The sequence below is a fragment of the Actinocrinis puniceicyclus genome (assembly GCF_018283645.1).
Taxonomy (GTDB): Bacteria; Actinomycetota; Actinomycetes; order Streptomycetales; family Catenulisporaceae; genus Actinocrinis; species Actinocrinis puniceicyclus.
The window spans coordinates 24,697-46,474 of record NZ_JAGSXH010000044.1 but is presented as its reverse complement, the minus strand read 5'-3'; the positions used below and the strand labels follow the sequence as shown (position 1 = coordinate 46,474).

Annotated in this window: 23 protein-coding genes; 11 read left to right on the top strand and 12 right to left on the bottom strand. The window is 69.1% G+C overall.

All coding sequences use genetic code 11. From position 1 onward, the window contains the following. Positions 1-153: 153 nt before the first annotated feature. From KGA66_RS14300 to KGA66_RS14285, 4 genes are all read right to left on the bottom strand, one after another. A complete protein-coding gene (locus KGA66_RS14300) occupies positions 154-897 on the bottom strand; it encodes a regulatory protein RecX (RefSeq protein ID WP_211468586.1) in 744 nt (247 codons plus the stop codon). Beyond that, positions 894-2,015 (bottom strand): recombinase RecA, encoded by a 1,122-nt coding sequence (recA, locus tag KGA66_RS14295; protein WP_211468585.1) that lies wholly within the window; start codon positions 2,013-2,015, stop codon positions 894-896. Before recA ends, KGA66_RS14300 begins: the two co-directional genes overlap by 4 nt. Before the next feature lie 339 nt (positions 2,016-2,354). Continuing rightward, on the bottom strand, positions 2,355-2,864 hold the full coding sequence (locus KGA66_RS14290; RefSeq protein ID WP_246507796.1) for a GNAT family N-acetyltransferase: 510 nt from the start codon (positions 2,862-2,864) through the stop codon (positions 2,355-2,357). Between the two features lie 90 nt (positions 2,865-2,954). Next, positions 2,955-3,326: an ArsR/SmtB family transcription factor gene (locus tag KGA66_RS14285; protein WP_211468584.1), complete on the bottom strand. Its 372-nt coding sequence runs from the start codon at positions 3,324-3,326 to the stop codon at positions 2,955-2,957. Positions 3,327-3,405: 79 nt separating this feature from the next. On the opposite strand from KGA66_RS14285, the gene KGA66_RS14280 reads away from it, so the two are divergent. The 3 genes from KGA66_RS14280 (at position 3,406) to KGA66_RS14270 (ending at position 5,895) form a co-directional block, all read left to right on the top strand. Further along, the gene (locus KGA66_RS14280) at positions 3,406-3,879 is read left to right on the top strand and encodes an ArsI/CadI family heavy metal resistance metalloenzyme (RefSeq protein WP_211468583.1); all 474 of its coding nucleotides are present in this window, start codon (positions 3,406-3,408) and stop codon (positions 3,877-3,879) included. Positions 3,880-4,141: 262 nt separating this feature from the next. Then, positions 4,142-5,182, top strand: coding sequence for a cytochrome c oxidase assembly protein (locus tag KGA66_RS14275; RefSeq protein WP_211468582.1), 1,041 nt, complete (start codon positions 4,142-4,144; stop codon positions 5,180-5,182). A gap of 215 nt (positions 5,183-5,397) precedes the next feature. Further along, positions 5,398-5,895, top strand: coding sequence for an Ig-like domain-containing protein (locus tag KGA66_RS14270; RefSeq protein WP_211468581.1), 498 nt, complete (start codon positions 5,398-5,400; stop codon positions 5,893-5,895). 258 nt (positions 5,896-6,153) lie between these two features. Here KGA66_RS14270 and KGA66_RS14265 read toward each other — a convergent pair whose 3' ends face one another. Together KGA66_RS14265 and KGA66_RS31010 are read right to left on the bottom strand one after the other, a co-directional pair. Then, on the bottom strand, positions 6,154-7,590 hold the full coding sequence (locus tag KGA66_RS14265) for a GuaB1 family IMP dehydrogenase-related protein (RefSeq protein WP_211468580.1): 1,437 nt from the start codon (positions 7,588-7,590) through the stop codon (positions 6,154-6,156). A gap of 11 nt (positions 7,591-7,601) precedes the next feature. Beyond that, on the bottom strand, positions 7,602-8,297 hold the full coding sequence (locus KGA66_RS31010) for an acyltransferase (protein WP_211468579.1): 696 nt from the start codon (positions 8,295-8,297) through the stop codon (positions 7,602-7,604). 216 nt (positions 8,298-8,513) lie between these two features. Here KGA66_RS31010 and KGA66_RS14255 point away from each other — a divergent pair, with 216 nt between their 5' ends. The 3 genes from KGA66_RS14255 (at position 8,514) to KGA66_RS14245 (ending at position 10,889) form a co-directional block, all read left to right on the top strand. Then, the gene (locus tag KGA66_RS14255; RefSeq protein WP_211468578.1) at positions 8,514-9,245 is read left to right on the top strand and encodes an MgtC/SapB family protein; all 732 of its coding nucleotides are present in this window, start codon (positions 8,514-8,516) and stop codon (positions 9,243-9,245) included. Between the two features lie 475 nt (positions 9,246-9,720). Beyond that, complete coding sequence (locus KGA66_RS14250) at positions 9,721-10,503, top strand: HAD-IIA family hydrolase (protein ID WP_246507795.1); 783 nt, start codon at positions 9,721-9,723, stop codon at positions 10,501-10,503. Between the two features lie 74 nt (positions 10,504-10,577). Beyond that, positions 10,578-10,889 carry a hypothetical protein gene (locus KGA66_RS14245; protein WP_211468577.1) on the top strand — a complete coding sequence of 104 codons (312 nt, stop codon included), beginning with the start codon at positions 10,578-10,580 and terminating at the stop codon, positions 10,887-10,889. An 8-nt stretch (positions 10,890-10,897) separates the two neighbouring features. On the opposite strand, the gene KGA66_RS14240 is transcribed toward KGA66_RS14245, so the two are convergent. From KGA66_RS14240 to KGA66_RS14225, 4 genes are all read right to left on the bottom strand, one after another. After that, positions 10,898-11,656, bottom strand: a complete 759-nt coding sequence (locus KGA66_RS14240; protein ID WP_211468576.1) for a sugar isomerase domain-containing protein — start codon at positions 11,654-11,656, stop codon at positions 10,898-10,900. A 249-nt stretch (positions 11,657-11,905) separates the two neighbouring features. After that, the gene (locus KGA66_RS14235) at positions 11,906-12,829 is read right to left on the bottom strand and encodes a carbohydrate ABC transporter permease (RefSeq protein WP_312886912.1); all 924 of its coding nucleotides are present in this window, start codon (positions 12,827-12,829) and stop codon (positions 11,906-11,908) included. Continuing rightward, a complete protein-coding gene (locus KGA66_RS14230) occupies positions 12,826-13,788 on the bottom strand; it encodes a carbohydrate ABC transporter permease (protein ID WP_211468575.1) in 963 nt (320 codons plus the stop codon). Before KGA66_RS14230 ends, KGA66_RS14235 begins: the two co-directional genes overlap by 4 nt. Before the next feature lie 45 nt (positions 13,789-13,833). Continuing rightward, positions 13,834-15,162 carry an ABC transporter substrate-binding protein gene (locus tag KGA66_RS14225; RefSeq protein ID WP_211468574.1) on the bottom strand — a complete coding sequence of 443 codons (1,329 nt, stop codon included), beginning with the start codon at positions 15,160-15,162 and terminating at the stop codon, positions 13,834-13,836. Between the two features lie 361 nt (positions 15,163-15,523). On the opposite strand from KGA66_RS14225, the gene KGA66_RS14220 reads away from it, so the two are divergent. From KGA66_RS14220 to KGA66_RS14205, 4 genes are all read left to right on the top strand, one after another. After that, a complete protein-coding gene (locus KGA66_RS14220) occupies positions 15,524-16,345 on the top strand; it encodes a DeoR/GlpR family DNA-binding transcription regulator (protein WP_211468573.1) in 822 nt (273 codons plus the stop codon). Between the two features lie 395 nt (positions 16,346-16,740). Then, the gene (locus tag KGA66_RS14215) at positions 16,741-17,517 is read left to right on the top strand and encodes a site-2 protease family protein (RefSeq protein WP_211468572.1); all 777 of its coding nucleotides are present in this window, start codon (positions 16,741-16,743) and stop codon (positions 17,515-17,517) included. A 122-nt stretch (positions 17,518-17,639) separates the two neighbouring features. Beyond that, positions 17,640-18,572: a 3-methyl-2-oxobutanoate hydroxymethyltransferase gene (panB, locus tag KGA66_RS14210; RefSeq protein WP_246507794.1), complete on the top strand. Its 933-nt coding sequence runs from the start codon at positions 17,640-17,642 to the stop codon at positions 18,570-18,572. Between the two features lie 180 nt (positions 18,573-18,752). Then, entirely contained in the window at positions 18,753-19,355 is a 603-nt protein-coding gene (locus KGA66_RS14205) for a hypothetical protein (RefSeq protein ID WP_211468571.1), read from the top strand. Between the two features lie 15 nt (positions 19,356-19,370). Here KGA66_RS14205 and KGA66_RS14200 read toward each other — a convergent pair whose 3' ends face one another. Continuing rightward, positions 19,371-19,544 (bottom strand): SPOR domain-containing protein, encoded by a 174-nt coding sequence (locus KGA66_RS14200; RefSeq protein ID WP_211468570.1) that lies wholly within the window; start codon positions 19,542-19,544, stop codon positions 19,371-19,373. Between the two features lie 87 nt (positions 19,545-19,631). Here KGA66_RS14200 and map point away from each other — a divergent pair, with 87 nt between their 5' ends. Beyond that, on the top strand, positions 19,632-20,480 hold the full coding sequence (gene map / locus KGA66_RS14195) for a type I methionyl aminopeptidase (protein ID WP_211468569.1): 849 nt from the start codon (positions 19,632-19,634) through the stop codon (positions 20,478-20,480). A 115-nt stretch (positions 20,481-20,595) separates the two neighbouring features. Here map and KGA66_RS14190 read toward each other — a convergent pair whose 3' ends face one another. Further along, positions 20,596-21,288, bottom strand: coding sequence for a bifunctional DNA primase/polymerase (locus KGA66_RS14190; RefSeq protein ID WP_211468568.1), 693 nt, complete (start codon positions 21,286-21,288; stop codon positions 20,596-20,598). Between the last annotated feature and the right edge of the window lie 490 nt (positions 21,289-21,778).

The following is a 21,778-nucleotide window of genomic DNA, read 5'->3' as shown; positions in this document are numbered from 1 at the left end:
TCAAGATGCGGCAGGATCGCCTCGAACTTCGCCGCCAGCACCCGCTCGTCGATCTCCATGACCACAGCCATAGCAGAATCCTGGCAGGACAATCAGGACATGTAAAGATAATTTAGCGACGAGCCCTAACCAGCTCGCTTATCAGACCAGTTATCAGCATTCGCCATCGGCTGCCGGGCTCTCGGTGCCGAACGCGTCAAGGGCCTGCGCCGCGGCTTCGACCGCTTCCCGCTCCTCGGCCGCCGCGTCTTGGACGACCTGGCGCACCGCGCGGGACACGATGGCACCGCTATAGCCCTTGCGGGCCAGGAAACCGGCCAGCCGGCGCAGCTTCACCTCCGGTGGCACCGACGGCATGCGCGCGTAGCGAGCTCGGGCGATCCGGCACGCGGTCTCGTACTCCCGCTCCGGGTCGAGCGCGGCGACCGCGTCCGCGACGACCTCGTCGGCCACGCCGCGGCGCCGCAGTTCAGCGGACAGAGCACGGCCGCCCTGCCCGCGGACGCGGTGCCGGGACTCGACGAAGGACTCGGCGTAGCCGACGTCGTCGACCAGGCCCACTTCCTCGAATCGGTCGAGTACCGCGTCGGCCGCCTGCGGGGCGACGCCCTTGCGCTGCAGCAGGCTCGCCAACTGGCCGCGGGTGCGAGCCGCTCGGGAGAGCGCGTCCAACGCGAGCCGGCGAGCCTCGGCCTCTGCGCCGCCGGCCGGCCGAGGTTCCGCTTCCCGCCGCGCTGGCGACGCGGCCTCGCGTTCGGGCCGCACGTGTGTGCTCAGCGACACGTCGGGCTGATACCCGCGTGCCATTTCGCCGCAGCCGCGGTCCGCCGCCGCCTCGGCCCGTGCCACCCAGCCCGGCCGGTGCGCGGCGCCCTGCCCGCTCCCGGGGACGCTCACAGCCCGGCTGCGTCGGCGTTCGCCGCCTTGGCGCGCGAGCGCGTGGGCTTGGCCGCGGCCGCGGCCGGGGCCGCGGCCTCCGGCTCGGCCACGGCGGCCGGTGCGGCGGGCGCGTCCAGCTGCGGGCCGACGCCCAGCTTCTCCTTGATCTTCTTCTCGATCTCGTCGGCGATGTCCGGGTTCTCCTTCAGGTAGGTGCGCGCGTTCTCCTTGCCCTGTCCGAGCTGCCCGTTCTCGTAGGTGTACCAGGCCCCGGACTTGCGCACGAAACCGTGCTCGACACCGAGGTCGATGAGGCCGCCCTCGCGGCTGATGCCGTGGCCGTAGACGATGTCGAACTCGGCCTGCCGGAACGGCGGGGCCACCTTGTTCTTCACCACCTTGACCCGGGTGCGGTTGGCGACCGCGTCCTGGCCGTCCTTCAGGGTCTCGATGCGGCGCACGTCCAGACGCACGGATGCGTAGAACTTCAGCGCCCGGCCGCCGGTCGTCGTCTCCGGGGAGCCGAACATCACCCCGACCTTCTCGCGCAGCTGGTTGATGAAGACCGCGGTGGTCTTCGAGTGGCTCAGCGCGCCGGTGATCTTCCGCAGCGCCTGGCTCATCAGCCGGGCCTGCAGACCGACGTGGGAGTCGCCCATCTCGCCCTCGATCTCGGCGCGCGGCACCAGCGCGGCCACCGAGTCGATCACGATGATGTCGAGCGCGCCGGAGCGGATCAGCGTGTCGGCGATCTCCAGGGCCTGTTCGCCGTTGTCCGGCTGCGAGATGTACAGGTTCTCCGTGTCGACGCCCAGGGCCTTCGCATAGACCGGGTCCAGGGCGTGCTCGGCGTCGATGAACGCGGCCAGGCCGCCGGCCCGCTGCGCGTTGGCCACCGCGTGCAGGGCCACCGTGGTCTTTCCGCTGGATTCCGGGCCGTAGATCTCGACGACGCGGCCGCGCGGCAGGCCGCCGACTCCCAGGGCCACATCGAGCGCGATCGCCCCGGTCGGGATGACGTCGATCGGCGCGCGCGCCTGATCGCCCATGCGCATCAACGAGCCCTTGCCGAACTGCCGCTCGATCTGCGCGAGGGCCGCGTCGATCGCCTTCTCCCGATCGGTGGACGCCGCCATGGTTCTCTCGCCTTCGTGTGTTGGTTCCGCGGTCTGGGGCCGCCGGTTGGAGTTGCGGCAAAAACGCTACCGGCCGCCACCGACAACGTCGCCGACTCCGCGAGGCGTACCCGCCGCGGTGGTCCCGGGATCCCGCGGCCACCGCTTATGAAGTCACTGTTTCACGTCCTCGGGCCCGAGGGGGCGCAAATACCGGAAATCCAGGCAAACCCGGTCGCACGGCACTGCGCACGCCACAGCTCTAGAACGATAGTTCGAATCCTAGCCGCCGAAGGAGGGAAGACGGAACCGCGCAGCCGGCCCGGCTTCGGTTTCACAGGGCGGCTTGATCGGCCCCTCTCACAACGCCCGGCTGCGCCGCTCGACGAGAATCACGTCGCGCCAGACGCCGCGGTGTTGTCCCAGTCGCTCGCGCAGCCCGACCTCACGGAAGCCGGCGCGACGGTGCAGGGCGAGGCTCGCGGCGTTCTCCGGGAAGATTCCGGACTGGATGGTCCAGATGCCGGCGGCCTCGGTGGACTCGATCAGAGCGCGCAGCAGTGCCCCGCCGACACCTCGGCCGCGGGCTTGAGAGCGGACGTAGACGGAGTGCTCCACGACGCCGGAGTAGACACAGCGGTCGGATACCGCGCCGGCGGCCACCCAGCCGAGGACACTGCCGTCGAGGGCAAGAGCGACGTGCCGCTGTCCCGGCAGCTTGGACTTGTCGAAGGACGCCCAATCCGGCGCCGTGGTCTCGAAGGTGGCCTGACCTTCGTCGATCCCTGCCTGGTAGATCGCCAGAACTTGCTCGGCGTGCTCAGGCAGCATCGCAGCGACGCGCGGCGGAGCCCCTGCGCTCGTTTTCATGCATACACCGTGTTCATGGATCCACCCTTGCGGGAGACAACGCCCTGCGTTGTGTACGGACACGCCGAGCGCGAGACCGGCCTGTCTGCCCTACGCCGCGGCTGCGGCCGGCGTGAGCAGGGCGGACAGCCGGGCCAGAGCGTTCGGCAGCAACCAGTAGTAAACCCACGTGCCCCGCCGCTCGCAATCGACGAGCCCCGCTTCGCGCAGGACACGCAGATGGTGGCTGATGGTGGGCTGGGAGACCTCGAACGCGACGGTCAGGTCGCATACGCACGCCTGCCCTCCGGCGGACGAGGCGATGAGCGAGAACAGCCGCAGGCGTACCGGGTCGGCCAGCGCCTTGAACACCGGCGCCAGGGTAGCCGCTTCCGCCCCGCTCAGCGGCTCGCGGGCAAGCGGCGAGCAGCACGGGGCTGCCGGGTCGGCCGGCTGCAACAGCGGCAGTTCCTTCTTCGACATAGGTCTATGTTGACAGTCATCGATATGGCGGGCAACCTGGGTCGTACATAGACGGATGTCTAATCAGAAAGGCACCCTCATGGCCCGTGTCCAACTCGCACTGCGCGTCTCGGACCTGGAAGGCTCGATCGCCTTCTACAGCAAGCTGTTCGGCGCCGAACCGGCCAAGCGGCGGCCCGGCTACGCGAACTTCGCCATCGCCCAGCCGCCGCTCAAGCTCGTCCTCATCGAGGGCGAGGGCGGGGGCGACGAGCCCACCACGCTCGACCACCTCGGCGTAGAGGTCGAGACCGCCACCGAGGTGAACGAAGCCACCGCGCGGCTGAGCGCGGCCGGCCTGGCGACCTTCGAGGAGAACGACACCTCCTGCTGCTACGCGCTGCAGGACAAGGTATGGGTGACCGGCCCCGGCAAGGAGCCGTGGGAGGTGTACGTCGTCAAGGCGGACACCGACACGCTCGGCAAAGTCGACGTAGCGTCGGGAACGACCGGCGCCTGCGACGGTTCCACCGCCTGCTGCGCCCCCTCTGAAGCGAAGGCTGCGGCAAGCTGACCAGGCCAGAAAAACTTGCCTCAAAATCAAAGAACTCGGACGACAGAGTGGCCTAGTGTCCCGCGCGGATCGTGACACCACACCGGACGGTTGATGACACGTCCGCGCGCACTCCGAGTCGGCAATCCAGCCATAACCGGTGGTGGCGGCGCGAAGGGCGCCGCCGTCACCTGCCGACCTGATCTCGGCCCCGGTGTCCTGGCGGGTACACCCGGTTGCCTACCATGTGCGGGTACAGGCGAAGTCACGAGGTGATGCGCGCATGACGACCGGACTGCCCGGAGCGGGCCCGCACACGCTGTTCAGCGCCTATTCGGGGCCGCCGAACCTGCAGAACTCCGCCTACCTGACCCAGTGGACGCTCAATCCCTGGGTGCTTGCGGTCGTCGTCGTCAGCGGGGCGCTCTACCTGGCCGGCGTCAAGCGGGTGAAGGCGCGTGGCAGCCGGTGGGAACGCTCACGCACGGTGCTCTTCTTCGGCGGTCTCGGCCTTTTCGCTTTCGTCTGCATGTCGTTCCTCGGATCGTACGAGCGCATCCTCTTCTGGCCGCGGGCCGTGCAGAACACGTTGCTGATGATGGTCGTGCCGATGCTGCTGGCACTCGGCTCACCGCTGTCCCTGATGATGGAGAACTGCTCCGAGGGCGGCCGTCTTCGCATCGAGCGGGTACTGCGCAGCCGCCCGGCCTATCTACTCGGATTCCCGGCCACGGTATCGGCCGTCTTTCTCAGCACGCCGTTCCTGGTGTATCTGACGCCGTGGTTCGAGGCGGCGATGCGCAGCGACTTCCAGAACGAACTCCTGCGATTCACGCTGGTCGGCGTCGGTTATTACTACTACTGGATGCGGTTGCGCGTCGATCCGGTGCCGCATGAGTATCCGCACATGGTTTCGGTCTGGATCACTTTCGCCGAAGCGGTCACCGACGGGGCGCTCGGCATCATCCTGATGTGGGGCAGCTACACCGTCGCGCTGGACTACTACACGGCTCTGGCTCGTCCATGGGGCATGTCTTTCCATCAGGACCAGTTGATCGGCGGCGGGGCGATCTGGGTGGTCGGCGACCTCGCCGGGCTGCCGTTCATCGGAGCGCTGTGGCGGCGGATGTTCCGCGAGGACAAGCACGAGGCCGCGGCCGTCGACACGTTGCTGGACGCACTGGAGATCGTCGAACACGCCGACGCGGCGCAGAACCCCGGCGAAGAAGCGCTGCCGGAAGGACACCTGCGGCCCTGGTGGGAGACCGATCCGCGGTTCGCCCACCGATTCGGCGCGTCCTCCCCTGAAAACGGGGCTTCCTGATCCTGCGGCGCCCGCTCCAATATACGCAAGAATAATCGTAAAATAATCAGCGGTGGGCATTCGAATCACTCGAAAAGCCCCGTCTCTTGTGCGTAGAAAAGATACGCTCTTTTACGGATTCGCCCGCGGCCGTTTCCTGCCATCGTTGATCACGTCGCGCTGAACCTCACGGGAGCCGCCCGTGACAGCGACGACTCCAACGAGGAGGTTCAACTATGTCCCGAGCGTTCACTCGCGCCCTGGTTCTGTCGACGATCGGCGGCCTGGGCGTCGCGCCGTCGCTCGCCTACGCCGCCGGCGGTGGCGGGTCCTCTCCGCACGCGCCGACCGTGACGCGGGTGCTCGCGCCCAAGCACGCGCAGAGCGGCGCGGATTTCCTGTTGTCGGCCCGGGTGAGCCTGGCGAAGGGGCCCACTGCGCCGACCACCGACCCGCAACCGGAGGGCAAGGCCGCCAAGAGCGGCAAGGGCAAGGGGGGCCGGGGGCACGGCAAGAAGGGCAAGGGCGGAAAGGGGCACCGCCGCACGTCGGAGACCGGCTCCGTCGTGTTCACGGTGGACGGCAAGAAGCTCGCGCCCGTGCGCATCTCGCACGGCCGCGCGCTTGAGAAGCTGACGCTGACGCCGGGCGAGCACACCGCCTCCGCCACCTACAGCGGCGACCAGCACTACAGCCCGAGCGAGTCGTCTCCCGTCACGTTCGCGGTGAGCTAGAAGCCGAACCGGAAGCCCGCTGAACGCCTTGAAAACCGCGCCTGCCTTTGCCATGGCCCCGATCGACATCTGACCGCGAACCAGGGCGGGCTGGACGGCCGAAGCACGATCTTCAGTGGGCTCCTGGGCCTGGCCTAGTACGAGTGTCCGCGCACCGCGGCAACCGCGCGTTCAACGGGGAACATGGGCGCCGCGGCCGTTACTGGGCGCGCCTGTGCGCGGCGGGACGATCGCTCGCCGCGCACGGCGCGAACCAGTTCACCAACTGGTGTGCAGCGGTTTGCCCTCGCTGTATCCGGCGGCGCTCTGCACCCCGATCACGGCCCGGTCGTGAAATTCGTCGAGGGACCGCGCCCCGGCGTAGGTGCACGCGGAACGCACGCCGGCGACGATCGAGTCGAGCAGGTCCTCGACGCCCGGCCGCTGCGGGTCGAGGTACATGCGCGAGGCGGAGATGCCCTCTTCGAACAGGGCCTTTCGCGCCTGCTCGAAGGCGGAGTCCTCGGCGGTGCGTAGCCGCACCGCCCGCGCAGAGGCCATGCCGAAGTTCACCTTGTACGGCCGTCCCTCGCCGTCGTGCTGGAGGTCGCCCGGGGACTCGTACGTCCCGGCGAACCACGAGCCGACCATCACGTTCGACGCGCCGGCAGCCAAGGCGAGGGCGACGTCCCGGGGGTGGCGCACTCCGCCGTCGGCCCACACGTGCTTGCCGAGCTTCCTGGCCTCGACCGCGCACTCAAGCACCGCGGAGAATTGCGGCCGCCCGACACCGGTCATCATCCGGGTCGTGCACATGGCGCCCGGCCCGACACCCACCTTCACGATGTCGGCGCCCGCGGCGACCAGATCCCGCACGCCCTCCGCGGAGACGACGTTGCCCGCGACGACGGGGACGCTGGGGCGCAGAGCCCGCACCGCCGAAAGAACGGAGATCATCTTCTCCTGGTGCCCGTGGGCGGTGTCCACGACCAGCACGTCGATGCCGGCGTCGAGTAGCGCCTTCGCGCGCCCTACGGCGTCGCCGTTGATACCGACCGCCGCGGAGACGCGCAGCCGGCCGCCGGCGTCGAGGGCGGGCTCGTAAAGCGTCGCGCGAAGTGCCGCCTGCCGGGTGAGCAGGCCGGTCACCAGGCCGCGCTCGTCCACGACCGGGGCGAGCCGGTGGTGGCCTTCGCTGAGCCGATTGAATGCCTCCTCCGGCTCGATCCCGTCCCGCAGGGTCAGCGGATCGCGCGACATCACCTGGCTCAGCTGGGTGAAGCGGTCGACGGCGGCGCAGTCGGCCTCGGTCACGACGCCGACCGGCCGGCCCCGCTCGACGACAACGGCCGCGCCGTGCGCGCGCTTCGGCAACAGGTTGAGCAGATCGCCGACGGTGTCGGTAGGACGCACGGTGATAGGCGTGTCGTAGACGGTGTGCCGCGCCTTGACCCAATCGACAACCTCGACGACCACGTCGATCGGGATGTCCTGCGGGATGACGGCCAGGGCGCCGCGGCGGGCCACGGTCTCCGCCATCCGGCGGCCGGCCACGGCGGTCATGTTCGCGACGACCAGCGGGATGGTGGCGCCGCAGCCGTCAGGCGTCCTGAGGTCGACGCCGAGTCTCGATCCGACGTCGGACCGCGCCGGAACCATGAAGACGTCGTCGTAGGTGAGGTCGTGCTGGGGAGTCGAATCATTCAGGAAGCGCACGTGACAGCAGTCTACCGGTCAGCGGGCGAACCGGTCTCCAGCGGCAGCCCGGCGCGTTCTTCCCGTGCCGCCTCGTGCGCGGGTACCCAGGCGCCGTCACCGCTGTAGCGCCGCAGTATCCGGGCAGGCACGCCGCCGACGACGCAGTGGTCGGGGACGCAGCCGCGCACGACGGACCCTGCCGCGACGACGACGTTGCGGCCGATCACGGCGCCGGGCAGGATGATCGCGCCGGTGCCGAGCCAGGAGCCGGCGCCGATCGAGACCGGGGCGTTGACCGGCCACTGCTTTCCGATCGGCACCTGCGGGTCGCAGTAGCCGTGGTTCTGATCGGTGATGTACACATACGGCCCGGTGTACACATCGTCGCCGATATCAATCGACTGATGCCCGATCACGTGGCTGCCCCGTCCGAGCACCACGCCGCTGCCGATCCGCACGATCGGTCCCGGCCCCAGGTCTCGTTCGGGAACGAAGCCCGCGCTCAGCGTGACGTGTGGACCGACCAGGGTGAAGTGCCCGATCGAGATCCACCGCTCGCCCAGGAGGGTACCCGGCGGGAACGCGATCGCCGAGCCCTCGCCGAAGGCGGCGAAGCGCCTGCCGGCCGCGCTCGCGGCGGTGATCCGACCGGCGTCGCCGATCCTGCGCCAGACCGCCAGCACGGCCCGGTTGCCGAGCCGGTACCACCACCGTCGCTTCACCATGCCCGACACGGTAGGCGATCCGCCTCGACGTGAGGCAACACGGGTGTCCGCGCATCGAGGGGCTGTCGCCACGATCTCTGTTGAAACGTAACCGATTGCGGCGCGGGGACCCGGCTTATCGGCGACGGGCAGACCCTAGACTGCTGCACCACGAGACCGGCGCGCAGCGCCGGGCAGATCGGCTGCGCCATCGGCGGTTTGGGGAGGCGAGACGCGGTGCATATCAGCGAGCTGGAGTTGGTGACCCGGGTACTGGTCGGATGGGGCTTGACCTTCGTGCTCGGCTTCGAGCGGGCGGTGCGCGGCGCGCCGGCCGGCGATCGGACCTTCTCCTTGGTCGGCGCCGGAACCGCGCTGATCGGGGCGCTCTCGCTGTCCTCGCCTTCGGTGCTCGGCGGCGCGGTGACCGGGATCGGGTTCATCGGCGGCGGCCTGTGCTTCCGGCAGGCTGCCCAGGACAGGGAGATCCTGCACGGGGTCACCACCGCGGCCTCGATCTTCTGCGCCGCCGCGATCGGCGCCGCGGCCGGCGTCGGCCACGTGTGGCTCGCCGTGATCGCCGCCGGTGCCGTCTTCCTCAGCCTGGAAATCAGGCATCTGCCGGTGTTCCGGTTGCTGGACGCGAGGCGCTGGGCCCCCTACTTCCACCACGACGATCACGCGCACTTCACCCTGCGCGGGATCGAGAAGGCGATCGAGCGCGAGGTGGAGAGCGAGGCGGAGGCCGTCAAGCAGCTCACGCTGGCCGCGTGCGGGCATCCCGACGAGCCGCACGAATGCACGCAGACGCAGGTCGAGCAGGTCCGCGCCGTTCTCCTCGACGCGGCACCGAGGGGCACCGCAAGGGCAGCCATCTCGGACGACGTCGAGCGGGCGATCGAGGCCGACGTCATCGCGGATCAGATGATCGAGGCGAACGCCGCCACGTCCCGCGGCTCGGCTCGCTAGTGTCCTGCGGACACCAGGCCGTTGCTGTGCCCTGTTTGAGACGTAGCGTCAAGCTGCTTGTCAAAGACGGCCCAGCGCCCGGGGGCCCACGCTGAAAAGGGCACGTCGAACAGTGGCTTTGTGACACGAGCGCGCTGGTGAGGCGCGGGAGCGGCGGTCGGCCGCCGCGTTGTGTTAGCCTCGTTGGGCCGGTACGTACGATGTCCCCGGGCCTCACCAATAGCCGGCGCGGAATACCGTCAGGCTGGAGCCGCGCTGTGCCACTCGCCGAGAGGCGACACGCGTACCGGCGTCAATCAACCCCATCGGCCGTGCCCCGCTCTGCGGCGGCGCGGCCGATGTCGTTCCGGCATGTGAACCGCACTGCGCTCCGGTGCGGCCGGACACGAGATGATGGGCGCTGAGGCAACACGCGTCCCTCCGCGTCGCGCATCTGCCCGCCGGGATCCGCCCGGCGGCCCGGAAGGAGCTGGAATTGAAAGACCGCAAGCCGGTGACCACCTGGCTGACGGACATGGACGGAGTCCTCATCCACGAGGGCAACATGATCCCCGGCGCGGACGAGTTCATCCGCAGGCTGCGCGACTGCGGGACGCCGTTCCTGGTGCTGACCAACAACTCGATCTACACCCCGCGCGACCTGCGCGCCCGGCTGGTGTCCACCGGCATCGACCTGCCGGAGGAGAACATCTGGACCTCCGCGCTGGCCACCGCCAACTTCCTGCACTCGCAGCGGCCCGGTGGCTCGGCCTACGTCATCGGCGAGGCGGGGTTGACCACCGCGCTGCACGAGGCCGGGTACACCCTCTCCGAGAACCGGCCAGACTACGTGGTACTCGGCGAAACCAGGACCTACAGCTTCGAGGCGATCACGCGGGCGATCCGGTTGATCGACGACGGGGCGCGCTTCATCGCCACCAACCCGGACGCGACCGGCCCGTCCCTGGAGGGCGCGCTGCCGGCCTGCGGCTCGGTCGCCGCGCTGATCACGCGGGCCACCGGCGTCGAGCCCTACTTCGTGGGCAAGCCGAACCCGGTGATGATGCGCGAGGGCCTGAACAAGATCGCGGCGCACTCGGAGACCACCGCGATGATCGGCGACCGGATGGACACCGACATCAAGTGCGGCATCGAGGCCGGACTGGAGACGATCCTGGTGATGACCGGCATCACCCAGCTCGCCGACGTCGACCGGTTCCCCTACCGGCCGTCGCGGATCGTGAAGTCCGTCGCGGAGTTGATCCCCGAAGTCAGGTAGTCCCACCGGTCCGGCTGATCACTCGATCGGCCGAACATCCCGGCACGCCGAGGCGCCGCCTCGTTGAGCCGGTTGTGAACGCACCACAACTCGATCCCCGGGTTCCGCTGTCGGATCCCGGCCCTGAAACGGCGCCGACCGCGACTCCGCTCTACGACGCCCTGGTCCTGGAATATCGCTTGGCGCAGCGTTGCGTCCCCGGCGACCGCGGAGCCGATCCGCGCGCGGCGGTGCGTGCCGCGAGCGCTCTACCCGCCGCCGCCGGGTTTCCGCACGCGTCCGGCGCCCTCGCCCACGCCCGGCCGGCCGTCGCCGTTCCGCGCCAGGTCTCGCGCCACCGCGGCACCTCGCGGGATGCGTCCGCGTCGGACGAGCCGCCGCGGTGACAGGACCCTTACAGGCAGGCGCTGCGCCGGATCCGGCCCGTGTACCGCGCCTCCCATGCGTCGTTGTGCGCGTCTCCCCCGGCTATGTTCGCCGACTGGTAGATCGGCGGCTCCACGTCGCGCGCGAGCAGGCGCATCGTGACCGCGGCGACGAGGAGCTGCGCGATGACCGCGTTGCCGATCGACGAGATCGCGCAGGCCCTGCCGCCGCCGGGCAGTTCGAGCACCGCGTCGCCGTGGGGCGCGGCATTGTCGACGACGACGTCGGCGAGCTCGAACAGCCGTTTGCCGGAGGGGTGCCGGGAGGTGATGCGGCGCGAGTGCTCCAGCGAGGTGATCGCGATGACCGGGTGCCCCTGCTCGCGGGCGATCTGCGCCAGTTGCACGGTCGAGCCGTTGCCGCCGGACTGCGAGGCGATGACCACGACGTCCGCGGGAGCGATCGGGGCCAGCTTCCAGACCCGGCCGGCCAGGTCCGGGTCGCGCTCGGCCTTCGGATCGGCCAGCGCGGCCGCGTCCTCGCCGCCGAGGATGACCAGGTCGCGCAGGGCGAGTTTGTTGGTCGGGATCAGTCCCCCGGCCCGTCCGCACAGCTCCATGGCCAGCGCCTCGGAGTGGCCGGTGCCGAAGACCTGCAGCACGCCGCCGTCGGCCAGGCAGGCGGCGATCAGGTCGGCGGCCCGCTCGATCGCGGGGCCCTGGGTCGACTCGATCCGGTCGAGTTGCTCGCGGACCTTGCCGAGGAACGAGGCGGTGTCGACGGGCACGAGTGCTCCCCTGGGTGCGGCGGTCCGGTGATCTGCGCGGTTGTCCGCGCGATGATCGGCACGCTACTGCACGGCGCGGCGCCGGGGTACCGCATCCGCGGAATTGGTATAGGCCAATTCGCGCCGCGTCCGGGCGGCGCCATGTCCGGGCGGCGGCGTGTCCGGGCGGCGGCGTGTCCGGGCGGCGCCGCGTTCAGGCGCCGCAGCCGCCGCCGGACCAGGAGCGGCGGGCTGCGGCGCGGCTTGGACTCAGCCCTTCTCGGCGCCCAGGGTCAGGCCCGAGACGAACTGGCGCTGGAGCAGGAAGTAGACGAGCAGGGTCGGGACCGCGGTCAGCAGCGCACCGGCGGCGACCAGGTTGTCGTTGGTGAAGAAGGTGCCGGACAGATTGGCCAGCGAGGAGGTGATCGGCATCTTGTCGCCGCTGGAGATCAGCACGATCGCCCAGAAGAAGTCGTTGTAGATCCAGATCGACAGCAGCGTGGCCAACGCGGCCACCGCGGGCTTGAGCAGCGGCAGGATGATCCGGCTGTAGATCTGCCAGACCGTGGCGCCGTCCACGACCGCGGCCTCGCGCAGGCCCGTCGGGATGGTCTTCATGTAGTTGGACAGCACGAACGTGCAGAAGCCCGACTGGAAGGCCACGTGGATCACGACCAGTCCGATGATCGTGTCGTACATCTTGCCCGAGTCGCTGACCTGCGACGGCAGACTGATCAGCAGGTAGAGCCGGTACAGCGGGGTGATGATGACCTGCTGCGGGAGCAGGTTGCCCGCCGTGAAGACCATCAGCAGCAGCAGGTTGATCTTCAAGTTGTACTGTGTGACCGTGAACGCCACGAACGAGGAGAGCAGCAGGGTGAGCAGCACGGCCGGAACCGCGATCATGACCGTGTTCCAGAAGTAGTGCGGCATCCCGGACTGGTTCCAGGCGTCGATGTAGTTCTGGAAGTTCAGCGTGCTGGGCAGGGACAGGTAGCCCTTGGACTGGGTCTCCGAGTAGGGCCGCAGCGAGGTGTAGATCGCCCACAGCATCGGCACGAGCCAGGCGAGCGCGGTACAAGCCAGGAAGACGTGCAGCACTACGCGCGCGGGTCGAACCCGGCGCTTGCCGGCGACCGGATGGGCGCCGCTCGGCCGCGCGGTGTCTGAGGCGAGGGCCGTGGCGGTCACGTGCGCCGCTCCTTCCGGAAGGTGACGATCAGGTACGGGATGATCGCCGCGAGCGAGACGACCAGCAGGATCACCGCCAGTGCCGAGCCGTAGCCGATCCGGCTGGCCTCGCCGATGATGTTCTGCGTGATCAGGATCGAGAGCAGTTCGGTGCCGTGCTCTCCCTTGTTGAACACGTAGACGATGTCGAAGGCGCGCAGCGCCTCGATCACCGTGACGACCGCGACGACCACGTTGATCGGGCGCAGCGCGGGGAAGACCACATGCCGGAACGCCTGCCACTCGTTGGCGCCGTCGACCGCGGCGGCGTCCTTGAGCGAGGGATCGACGCTCTTGAGGCCGGCCAGGTAGAGGATCATCATGTAACCCGCGTGCCGCCAGGACGCGGCGACCAGCACCGCCCAGATGTTCAGCTTCGGGTTGCCGACCCAGTCCAGGTAGGTGCCGTTCGGGTTGTTCGTGTGGAACAGGCTGTTGATCAGGCCGTGGTCCGGGTTGTAGATCAGCTCCCAGACGAACCCGATCACGGCGCTGGACACCACGACCGGCAGGAAGAACGCGCTCTGGTAGAACCGGCTGAACCTGATCTTCTTGTCCAGCTGGTAGGCCAGGAACAGGCCGAACGGCGTCGGGAGGAGCGCGAGTACCACCAGCCAGAGGACGTTGTGCTCCACAGCCGGCCAGAAGGACGGGTAGATGGTGAAGATCTGCTGGTAGTTGCGCAACCCGATCCACTTGATCGAGTCCAGGCCGATCCCGTCCCAGGAGGTGAAGGACAGCAGGATCGAGGCCAGCGCCGGGATCCAGACGAACACCACCATCAGTGCCGTGGGCACGCCGGTCATCAGGGTCAGGACAGTCTTGTCTCGGCCGGTCAGCCGTCGCAGCCGCCCGGGCGCGCGGGGAAGATCCGCTGCGCGCCCGGTCTCGACGGCGTCGGCGCTGGTTCCGACGGTCATCGGAGTTCCTCGTTCCGGTGGCTTCGCCGTCTCCGGCGTGGCCGGTCAGGAGTTGTAGATGGACTGCTTCTGCTGCTCGATCCCACTCAGGATGCTGCCGATGCTGCCCGGGTTCTGCAGGTACGCCTGAAGCTGCGGCTGCATCACCGTGGACGTGAACGCCGGGTTGGCGTCGCGGTCCATGAACTGCGAGACGTGCTGGGCCGAGCCGAACAGTTGCGCGGACTTCTTCTGGATCGCGTTGTACCCGGAGGTGTCGTATCCATTGACCAGCGCGTCGTAGCTGTTGTCCACCTTCAGGTACGCGCCCTCGCCGTCAGCCGACCCGATGAACTCGAGCAGCTTGACCGCGGCGGCGCGGTTCTTCGGGTTCTTACTGAGCATGAAGCCGTCGACCGGGGCCTCGACGCTGTCCTGGCCCCACTGCGGGTCGATCGCGGGAAAGGCGAAGAAGTCCAGGTCGGCCAGGTCGTCCGGGTTGGTGAACTGCTGGGCGACGAAGGTGCCGAGCAGGTACATGCCAGACTTCTTCTGCAACAGCGACTGCGCGGCGTCCTGCCACTTGCGGCCGATGTATCCGGCCTGGTGGTAAGGCAGGATCTGGGTCCAGTAGTCGAAGGCCTTCTTCACCTTCGCGTCGGTCCAGGCGGCCTTGCCGTGCATCAGGTCCATGTGGAACTGGTAGCCGTTGGTGCGCATGTTCAGTTGGTCGAAGGTGCCCATGGCGGGCCACTTGTCGGCGTCCGCGAAGGCGATCGGGTTCAGACCGTCGGACTTCATCTTCTCGCACAGCGAGACGAAGCTGTTCCAGTCGGTGGGGACCTGGTAGTTGTGCGCCGCGAACACGCTCTTGCGGTAGAAGACCGCCCACGGATAGTAGTAGATCGGCACGAAGTAGTAGTTGCCGTCCTGGCCCTTGGACAGATCGTGGACCGACTGCGGGAAGTTGTTGCCGATCTTGTCCCAGACGTCGTTGATCTTGTTTGACAGGCCCTTGGCCGCGAAGAACTGCATGCGGTAGCCGGCGAACCAGGTGAACACGTCGTCCGGTGTGGCCTGGAGGTAACTGTTGATCTGCTCCTGGAAGGTGTCGTGGTCCTTGGTGTTGACCTGCACCTTGATGCCGGTGTTCTTCGCCTGGAACGCGTCGTAGACGGCCTGGAACGCCTTCTTCGGGACCGCGTCGGAGGCGTTTGAGCCGAGCGTGACGGTGCCGGCCGCGGCGCCGGGCGTCGAGGAGGACGACTTGTTCGACGAGCTGCACGCCGCGAGGGTCGGCAGCGCGGCGACGCCGGCCGCCCCGAGCAAGCCCTTGAGCATGATCCGCCGGTCGACATCAGGGCCATGGAACACCCTGGGGGACTCTGGGGACATCGCACCTCCATGTGAGACGTCAGTGGAGCAGGGAGAACCTTACTGGTGTGGAGTCGCGAGCGAAGAGGAACGCTAACTGACCCCAATCGAACGTGAACAAACAATCTGGCGCAGAGCAAACCGCCGTATCGGCACTGATGTCAAGGGTTCTTGCTCAAAATGAAACATCCATACCGGCTGTTGTTGGGGCTGGTGTGCCAGCCGCGCTGTCGTTACTGTTGCGTTCTGGGTTCTTCCCACCCACGTAAGGCCGGTCCGTGTTGGATCGAGTGTGTTTCTGTGTCGGCTGGTGGTTCGCTGCGCAACGGTGTGCGGGACGGTTGCGCGCAGCGGGCCGTCCTCGGCGAGAAGGAGCCCGGAGATGTTGGCGGCGCAGCGGCAAAGTTGGATCCTGGAGGAGGTCCGCCGCATCGGCGGGGTACGGGTCAGTGATCTGACCCAGGCGCTCGGCGTCTCGGACATGACCGTGCGCCGGGACCTCGACACCCTCGCCCGCAAGGGATTGATCGAGAAGGTGCACGGCGGCGCGACGGCCCGCCACCCCGGCTCGACGGACGAACCGGGTTTCGAGGCGAAGGTCGGCAGGGAACGCGCGGCCAAGGACGCCATCGCCCGGCGCGCGGCGGAACTGGTCCGGCCCGGAACCGCGATCGGGGTCACTGCGGGAACGACGACGCACGCGTTCGCCCGTGCGATGGCGAGGGTTCCGGACGTGACCGTCGTCACCAATTCCCTACGTGTCGCCGAGGTGCTGCATACGCACGCCGTCGCGAGTCAGACGGTGATTCTCACCGGCGGGGTGCGGACACCGTCAGATGCTCTGGTAGGGCCGGTCGCCATCCAGTCTATCCGTGCCCTGCATCTGGACTGCGTGTTCATGGGCGTGCACGGCATGGATGAGGTCGCCGGGTTCACCTCGCCGAACCTGATGGAGGCCGAGACCAACCGCGCGCTGATGTCGACGGCGCGGCGGCTGATAGTGCTGGCGGACCACACCAAGTGGGGCGTGGTCGGCCTGTGCGCGATCGCCGGGTTGGAGGGCGCCGCGGCGTTGGTGACCGATTCGGGCCTCGGGCAGGACGGGCGGACCGCGCTGGCGGACCGGGTCGGCGAGCTGATCGTCGCCGGCGAAGAAGAGGAACAGCCGGCCATGCCGGAGCAGAACGCGCACGCGGTCTTCTGAACGAGGGTCTTCCGGCCGCTTGCGGGTGCGAACCGCAGGCCGGCCCGTTGTGTGCCGGAGCGGGGCATACGGCCGCAGCCCTCAGTTCCACCGGCCTCAGAACGCGGCGTTCCACAGCCGGGCCGATATTGCGTTACGCACCAAAACCGGCCCATAAGCTCATGAGCTGCTCCCACCATCGCGGGCGTTCACATCGCACGCTCAGTATCGGGCCATACCATGGGCGGCGAGGCGCCGACCGGCACCTCTGACCACCGCCCGTCCCGGCCGACCGGTCCGGCGCCGGGCACCCGACCTGCAGAAGCGAGTGCTCAGCGAACATGGGTGTTTTCGGCCAGCGCACGGGGGTGCCGAGGCGCACCGCGGCGCCGTGGAAGCGGCGCGAGAGAATCAAGGTGAGCTCGGTCTTCCTGGCCATCGTGGCGGTGACGGTGACCGGGGCGGTGGCGTCCTGGACCGGTTACGGCGACGCGAAGTTCGCGGTGTTCGTGTTCGTCTTCGGCGCCTACTTCGTCGTGCTGTGCCTGCACGAGTTCGGGCACGCATACGCCGCGCACCTGGCCGGGGACAGCGGGGTGGCCGCGCGCGGCTATCTCGACCTCAACCCCCTGCGCTACCTCAATCCGGTACTCAGCCTGCTGCTCCCGGCGATCTACCTGGCGCTCGGCGGCCTTCCGCTGCCCGGCGGCGCGGTGCTCGTCGACCGCACGGTGGCGCGCAAACGCTGGCAGGCCGCCATGATCTCGGCGAGCGGGCCGCTGTTCAACATCCAGTTCGCGGTGATCGCCATGGTGGCCATCGCGCTGGCCGCGCCGACCGTGGGCGCCCCGTTCATCGTGGGCGGGTCGGCGATCTTCGGGCCGCATCAGGTTTTCTGGCAGGGCGTTTCCTTCTTCGCCTACATCCAGGTCGCCGTGGCGCTGCTGAACCTGATCCCGGTTCCCGGGCTCGACGGCTTCGGGATCATCGAGCCGTATCTGCGCCCGGAGACCCGCCGCGGGCTGGAGCCGATCAGGCCCTACGGAATCCTGCTGGTGCTGCTGTTGCTGGTCGCCTTCCCGCCGGTGCGCGACGGCTTCTCGCACGCGGTCGAGTCGATCATGAGCACGTTCGGCCAGCCCTACTACGGACCGGGCCAGGGCCGCGACGCGTTCATGTTCTGGCAGCACTGACCGCGCGGCGTCGGGGCGCAGCCGCACCCTGGCGGCGGCGCGCCGGAGGTGAGACGATCCCTCTCAGTCCGGGGACGCCCGCAGGGCGCCACGAGATCTTTTTTCCGAGGAGTCGCACTTTCATGTCAGTCCCAGGCATGTCTCCGCAACCCGAGCCCGCCGCCGCCTGCGCGCAAGGAGCCCCGGCGGCGCAGGTGGAACCCAAACCCGCCGCCGAGTCCAGGCTGACGCTCTACGGCGGCTCGGACGGCGTGGGCCGCCGGGTCACCGTACGCGATCTCGCGCTGGCCAAACGCCGCGGCGAGCGCTGGCCGATGCTCACCGCCTATGACGCGCTGACCGCCGGCGTGTTCGACGAGGCCGGGATCCCGGTGCTGCTGGTCGGAGACTCGGCGGCGGACAATCATCTCGGCTACCCGAACACGGTGCCCGTGACGGTGGACGAACTGATCACGTTGACCGCGGCCGTGGTCCGCGGCACGAAACGGTCGCTGATCGTGGCCGACATGCCGTTCGGCTCGTACCAGGCTTCGGCGACTCAGGCGCTGGCGACCGGTACCCGGTTCCTGAAGGAGGCGGGGGCCGGCGCGGTCAAGCTGGAAGGCGGCCGCCGGGTCGTGCCCCAGGTCGAGGCGCTGGTCCAGGCCGGAATCCCGGTGATGGCGCACGTCGGGCTCACTCCGCAGTCCGTCAACGTGCTCGGCGGCTACCGGGTGCAGGGACGCGGCGACGAGGAGGCGGAGCGGCTGCTCGCGGACGCCAAGTCGCTGGAGGCCGCCGGGGCCTTCGCGGTGGTCCTGGAACTGGTGCCCGGGGAACTGGCCACGCGGGTCACCGAGCTGCTGAACATCCCGACGATCGGCATAGGCGCCGGCCCGGGCACCGACGCGCAGGTGCTGGTGTGGACGGACATGGCGGGGATGACGGCCGGACAAGCGCCGCGCTTCGCGAAGAAGTACGCCGATATGCGCGCCGTTCTCGGCGACGCCGCCCGCGCCTACGCCGCGGACGTGGTCAGCGGGGCCTTCCCGGCCCCGGAGCACACGTTCCACTGAGCCGATGATGAGGGCCCGGCCGCAGATCCGGCCGGGTCCTCGTCCTGCGGTGCCTGAGACGCAGGAGTGCAGGCCCTAACGTAACCGTCTGTAAGTCCGAAACGGGACTGAACGCCCTCCGAACCGTCCGTTTTGCGCAAGATGCCACGACCCAGGCATTCAGCTGGCACGATGGTGTCCATGGACAGAGTGCAGGCGGCCGCCCTGCGCGACCTGCTGGACGCCACCGGCGGCAGCGCGGACTGGCTCGAGGCCAGCGACGAGTTCGGCTGCGCGCTGCGCCGGGCACCGCACCGGGCCGGCGGGCTGCTGCTGGCCGGGCCCGCGGACGACGAGCCGTGGCACCTCGCGGCGCACCTGACCGATGAGTCGCAGTGGGCCAACCTGCCGCAGCTGGCGCCGGTGCTGCTGCGGCACGATCCGCCGCCGGACGCTCCTCCGCACCTGGCAGCCGGCCTGCGGCGGCTGGAATCGACCGGCCGCGGCGAGGCCCTGCTGGTCGTGGCGCAGCGGGATCCCGCCGATCAACTGCTGGAGCGGGTGGACGACGCGCGACGGCGCGGGGCGCGGATCCTGACCGTCGATCAGAGCGCCGGCCAGTTGCGGTCCCTGGCGCACGAGAAGCTGATCGTTCCGTCCGGACCGGGCCCGCTGACCTTCGACAGCGCGCAGCACCTCGTCTCGCTGGCCGCCGCGACGCGGGAAGCGGCGCCGGGCGGTTTGCGAGCGCGGCTGGGCCGCTGGATCGAGGCGGTCAGCGGACCTCGGGTGGAGCGCTGGTAGGCGCGGCCCCGGAACTCAGGCGCGATCATCACCCCATGCCTGGTTGCGTTCCTTCACCTTTTCCAGCGCCTGTTCCGCTTCCTCACGCGTGTGGTACGGGCCGAGCCGGTCCTGGGCCCTGCATCCGACCGGACCTTCGACGGTGTGATGCTTGATGCAGTAGAACCACTGAGGCTCCTCGTCGGTCATCCGCGTTCCTTTCGGGACTTCAGCCATGGGGCCGCTGGCGATAGGCAGAGGGCTACTTCCCCGCATCGACGTCTTAGACTCGTGCGCATGCCTTCCCTTGTTCCCGGCGTTCTGTCCCCGACACGGTCCGTCCCCGCACACATCGCCCGACCGGAATACGTCGGCAAACCGCGACCTAAGCCGTACAACGGTCCGGACGTGCAGAGCGCCGAGACGATCGAGAAGATGCGGATCGCGGGACGCATCGCGGCGCAGGCACTCACCGAGGTCGGCAACGCGGTCAAGGCCGGGGTCACCACGGACGAGTTGGACCGGGTCGGGCACGAGTTCCTGTGCGACCACGGAGCCTACCCCTCCACGCTGGGCTACAAGGGCTACCCGAAGTCGCTGTGCACGTCGATCAACGAGGTGATCTGCCACGGCATCCCGGACTCCACGGTGCTGAACGAGGGCGACATCGTCAACGTCGACATCACCGCGTTCATCAACGGCGTGCACGGGGACACGAACGCGACCTTCGAGGTCGGGGAGGTCTCCGAGGAGGCGCACCTGCTGGTCGAGCGCACCCGCGAGGCGCTGAACCGCGCGGTCAAGGCTGTGCGGCCGGGTCGTCAGATCAACGTGATCGGGCGGGTCATCGAGTCGTACGCGAAGCGCTTCGGGTACGGGGTGGTGCGCGTGTTCACCGGGCACGGCATCGCCACCGCGTTCCACAGCGGACTGATCATCCCGCATTATGACGATCCGCGGGGGACGAAGCTGCTTGAGCCGGGGATGACGTTCACGATCGAGCCGATGCTGACGCTCGGCACGATCGAGCACCGGATGTGGGACGACAACTGGACCGCGGTGACGGCGGACGGGAAGCTGACGGCTCAGTTCGAGCACACGATGGTGGTCACGGACGAGGGCGCGCAGCTGCTCACCGTCGCCTGATCTTTCCGCCGGCGCCGTCGCACAGGCGATACCGCCTCACCGTGCGGAACCGCTCAACAACGCCGCGCAGCCCTGCCGACCGCGCAGCCCCTCGCTATCGCCGCAGCCCCTGTCGTTACCACTGTGCGATCTCGCCCGTCGCGGCGACGGCTTCGCAGGCGTCGGCGAGGGCGCCCAGCAGTCGCAGCGGGTCCGGCAGCGGCGCGTCCAGCGCGTGGATCCAGCGGGCGCGCCCGCCGTTGAGGGCACGGGCGGGCGGCACGAGCACATAGGAGCCGCGGGTGTGCCAGCGCAGGCCGGGGCCGCCCAGCCCCGTCTCCGGGGCCGCATCCAGGTCGCAGTGCCACCACTCGTCGCCGGCGCGTTCCTCCTGGCCGCCCGGGCGGGCAGTGGTGAAGAACAGGCAGCGGTCTCCCTGCGCGGACACGGCTACGGGGCCGAGCTGCACACCGGCGGCGGTCAGCGAGCGGAAGGCGATCCGGCCGGCGCCGATCGGGACGTCGAGCACGTCGTGGGTGCGGCCGGTGGGGCTGGCGAAGTTCACGTCCGGCAACCGCGAGCGCCAGCGGCGCAGCTGGGCGGGGTCGGCGCTGGCCTCGGTCTGCCAGCCGTACGAGAGCGGGTGGGCACCGGGGTCGGGACAGCCGACACGGCTGCAGGAGCAGCCCGGGCCCAGCGGCGCGGCGGCCGGGACCACCGCGAGTCCGCGCGCGACGAAAGCCGCCACCAGGTCCGGTTCCTCGCGTTTGCGGCGCATCCCGGGAATCCGGCCGCGGGACACCGCTCTGTCGGCGCCTGTCGCTGTCATGCTCGGCCCGCCTCCTTCCCGCCACACCCCGGATGAAGGGACCGCCCTGGGTCAACGAGCGGCGCCACGGTCGGATACCGGCCACTCGGTCGATTCCCGGAGGTATGTACGTTCCCCCTGTGTGCCTCAAAGCTTACTCGCGGCCGCGGTGCTCGGATGGCCGAATGCTGACGAACACGGCTGCGCGACGGCCATTTCTCCCCCGCTGGCCTGCCGGTTTCGTGCCACACGGGCAGCCCGGTTACACTGACCAGGTACTCATGTGATGCCCGCGCGCTATTCGGCGCCTGGATGCCGCCCGCGTGGCGGGAATCCGGCCCGCACCCCACGGAGGGAAGACCTCCGGCTCACGATCACAGGACGACCGCGTACAGCGGTCGGCTGACTGGGGATCAGAGGCCAACACAGGCGCGGCATTGCCCCGATGTAGGGCCCGTACTTGTGATTGGCTCGGCGGCGCGCTCCCGCGTTCCCTGAAGCCTCCTTGGCA

Coding starts and splice junctions, on each gene's coding strand:
- recA (WP_211468585.1), bottom strand. CDS start 2,015: ATGGCGGCGTCCACCGATCGGGAGAAGGCGATCGACGCGGCCCTCGCG.
- KGA66_RS14290 (WP_246507796.1), bottom strand. CDS start 2,864: ATGAAAACGAGCGCAGGGGCTCCGCCGCGCGTCGCTGCGATGCTGCCT.
- KGA66_RS14285 (WP_211468584.1), bottom strand. CDS start 3,326: ATGTCGAAGAAGGAACTGCCGCTGTTGCAGCCGGCCGACCCGGCAGCC.
- KGA66_RS14280 (WP_211468583.1), top strand. CDS start 3,406: ATGGCCCGTGTCCAACTCGCACTGCGCGTCTCGGACCTGGAAGGCTCG.
- KGA66_RS14275 (WP_211468582.1), top strand. CDS start 4,142: ATGACGACCGGACTGCCCGGAGCGGGCCCGCACACGCTGTTCAGCGCC.
- KGA66_RS14270 (WP_211468581.1), top strand. CDS start 5,398: ATGTCCCGAGCGTTCACTCGCGCCCTGGTTCTGTCGACGATCGGCGGC.
- KGA66_RS31010 (WP_211468579.1), bottom strand. CDS start 8,297: ATGGTGAAGCGACGGTGGTGGTACCGGCTCGGCAACCGGGCCGTGCTG.
- KGA66_RS14230 (WP_211468575.1), bottom strand. CDS start 13,788: ATGACCGTCGGAACCAGCGCCGACGCCGTCGAGACCGGGCGCGCAGCG.
- KGA66_RS14225 (WP_211468574.1), bottom strand. CDS start 15,162: ATGTCCCCAGAGTCCCCCAGGGTGTTCCATGGCCCTGATGTCGACCGG.
- KGA66_RS14220 (WP_211468573.1), top strand. CDS start 15,524: ATGTTGGCGGCGCAGCGGCAAAGTTGGATCCTGGAGGAGGTCCGCCGC.
- panB (WP_246507794.1), top strand. CDS start 17,640: ATGTCAGTCCCAGGCATGTCTCCGCAACCCGAGCCCGCCGCCGCCTGC.
- KGA66_RS14205 (WP_211468571.1), top strand. CDS start 18,753: ATGGACAGAGTGCAGGCGGCCGCCCTGCGCGACCTGCTGGACGCCACC.
- KGA66_RS14200 (WP_211468570.1), bottom strand. CDS start 19,544: ATGACCGACGAGGAGCCTCAGTGGTTCTACTGCATCAAGCATCACACC.
- map (WP_211468569.1), top strand. CDS start 19,632: ATGCCTTCCCTTGTTCCCGGCGTTCTGTCCCCGACACGGTCCGTCCCC.
- KGA66_RS14190 (WP_211468568.1), bottom strand. CDS start 21,288: ATGACAGCGACAGGCGCCGACAGAGCGGTGTCCCGCGGCCGGATTCCC.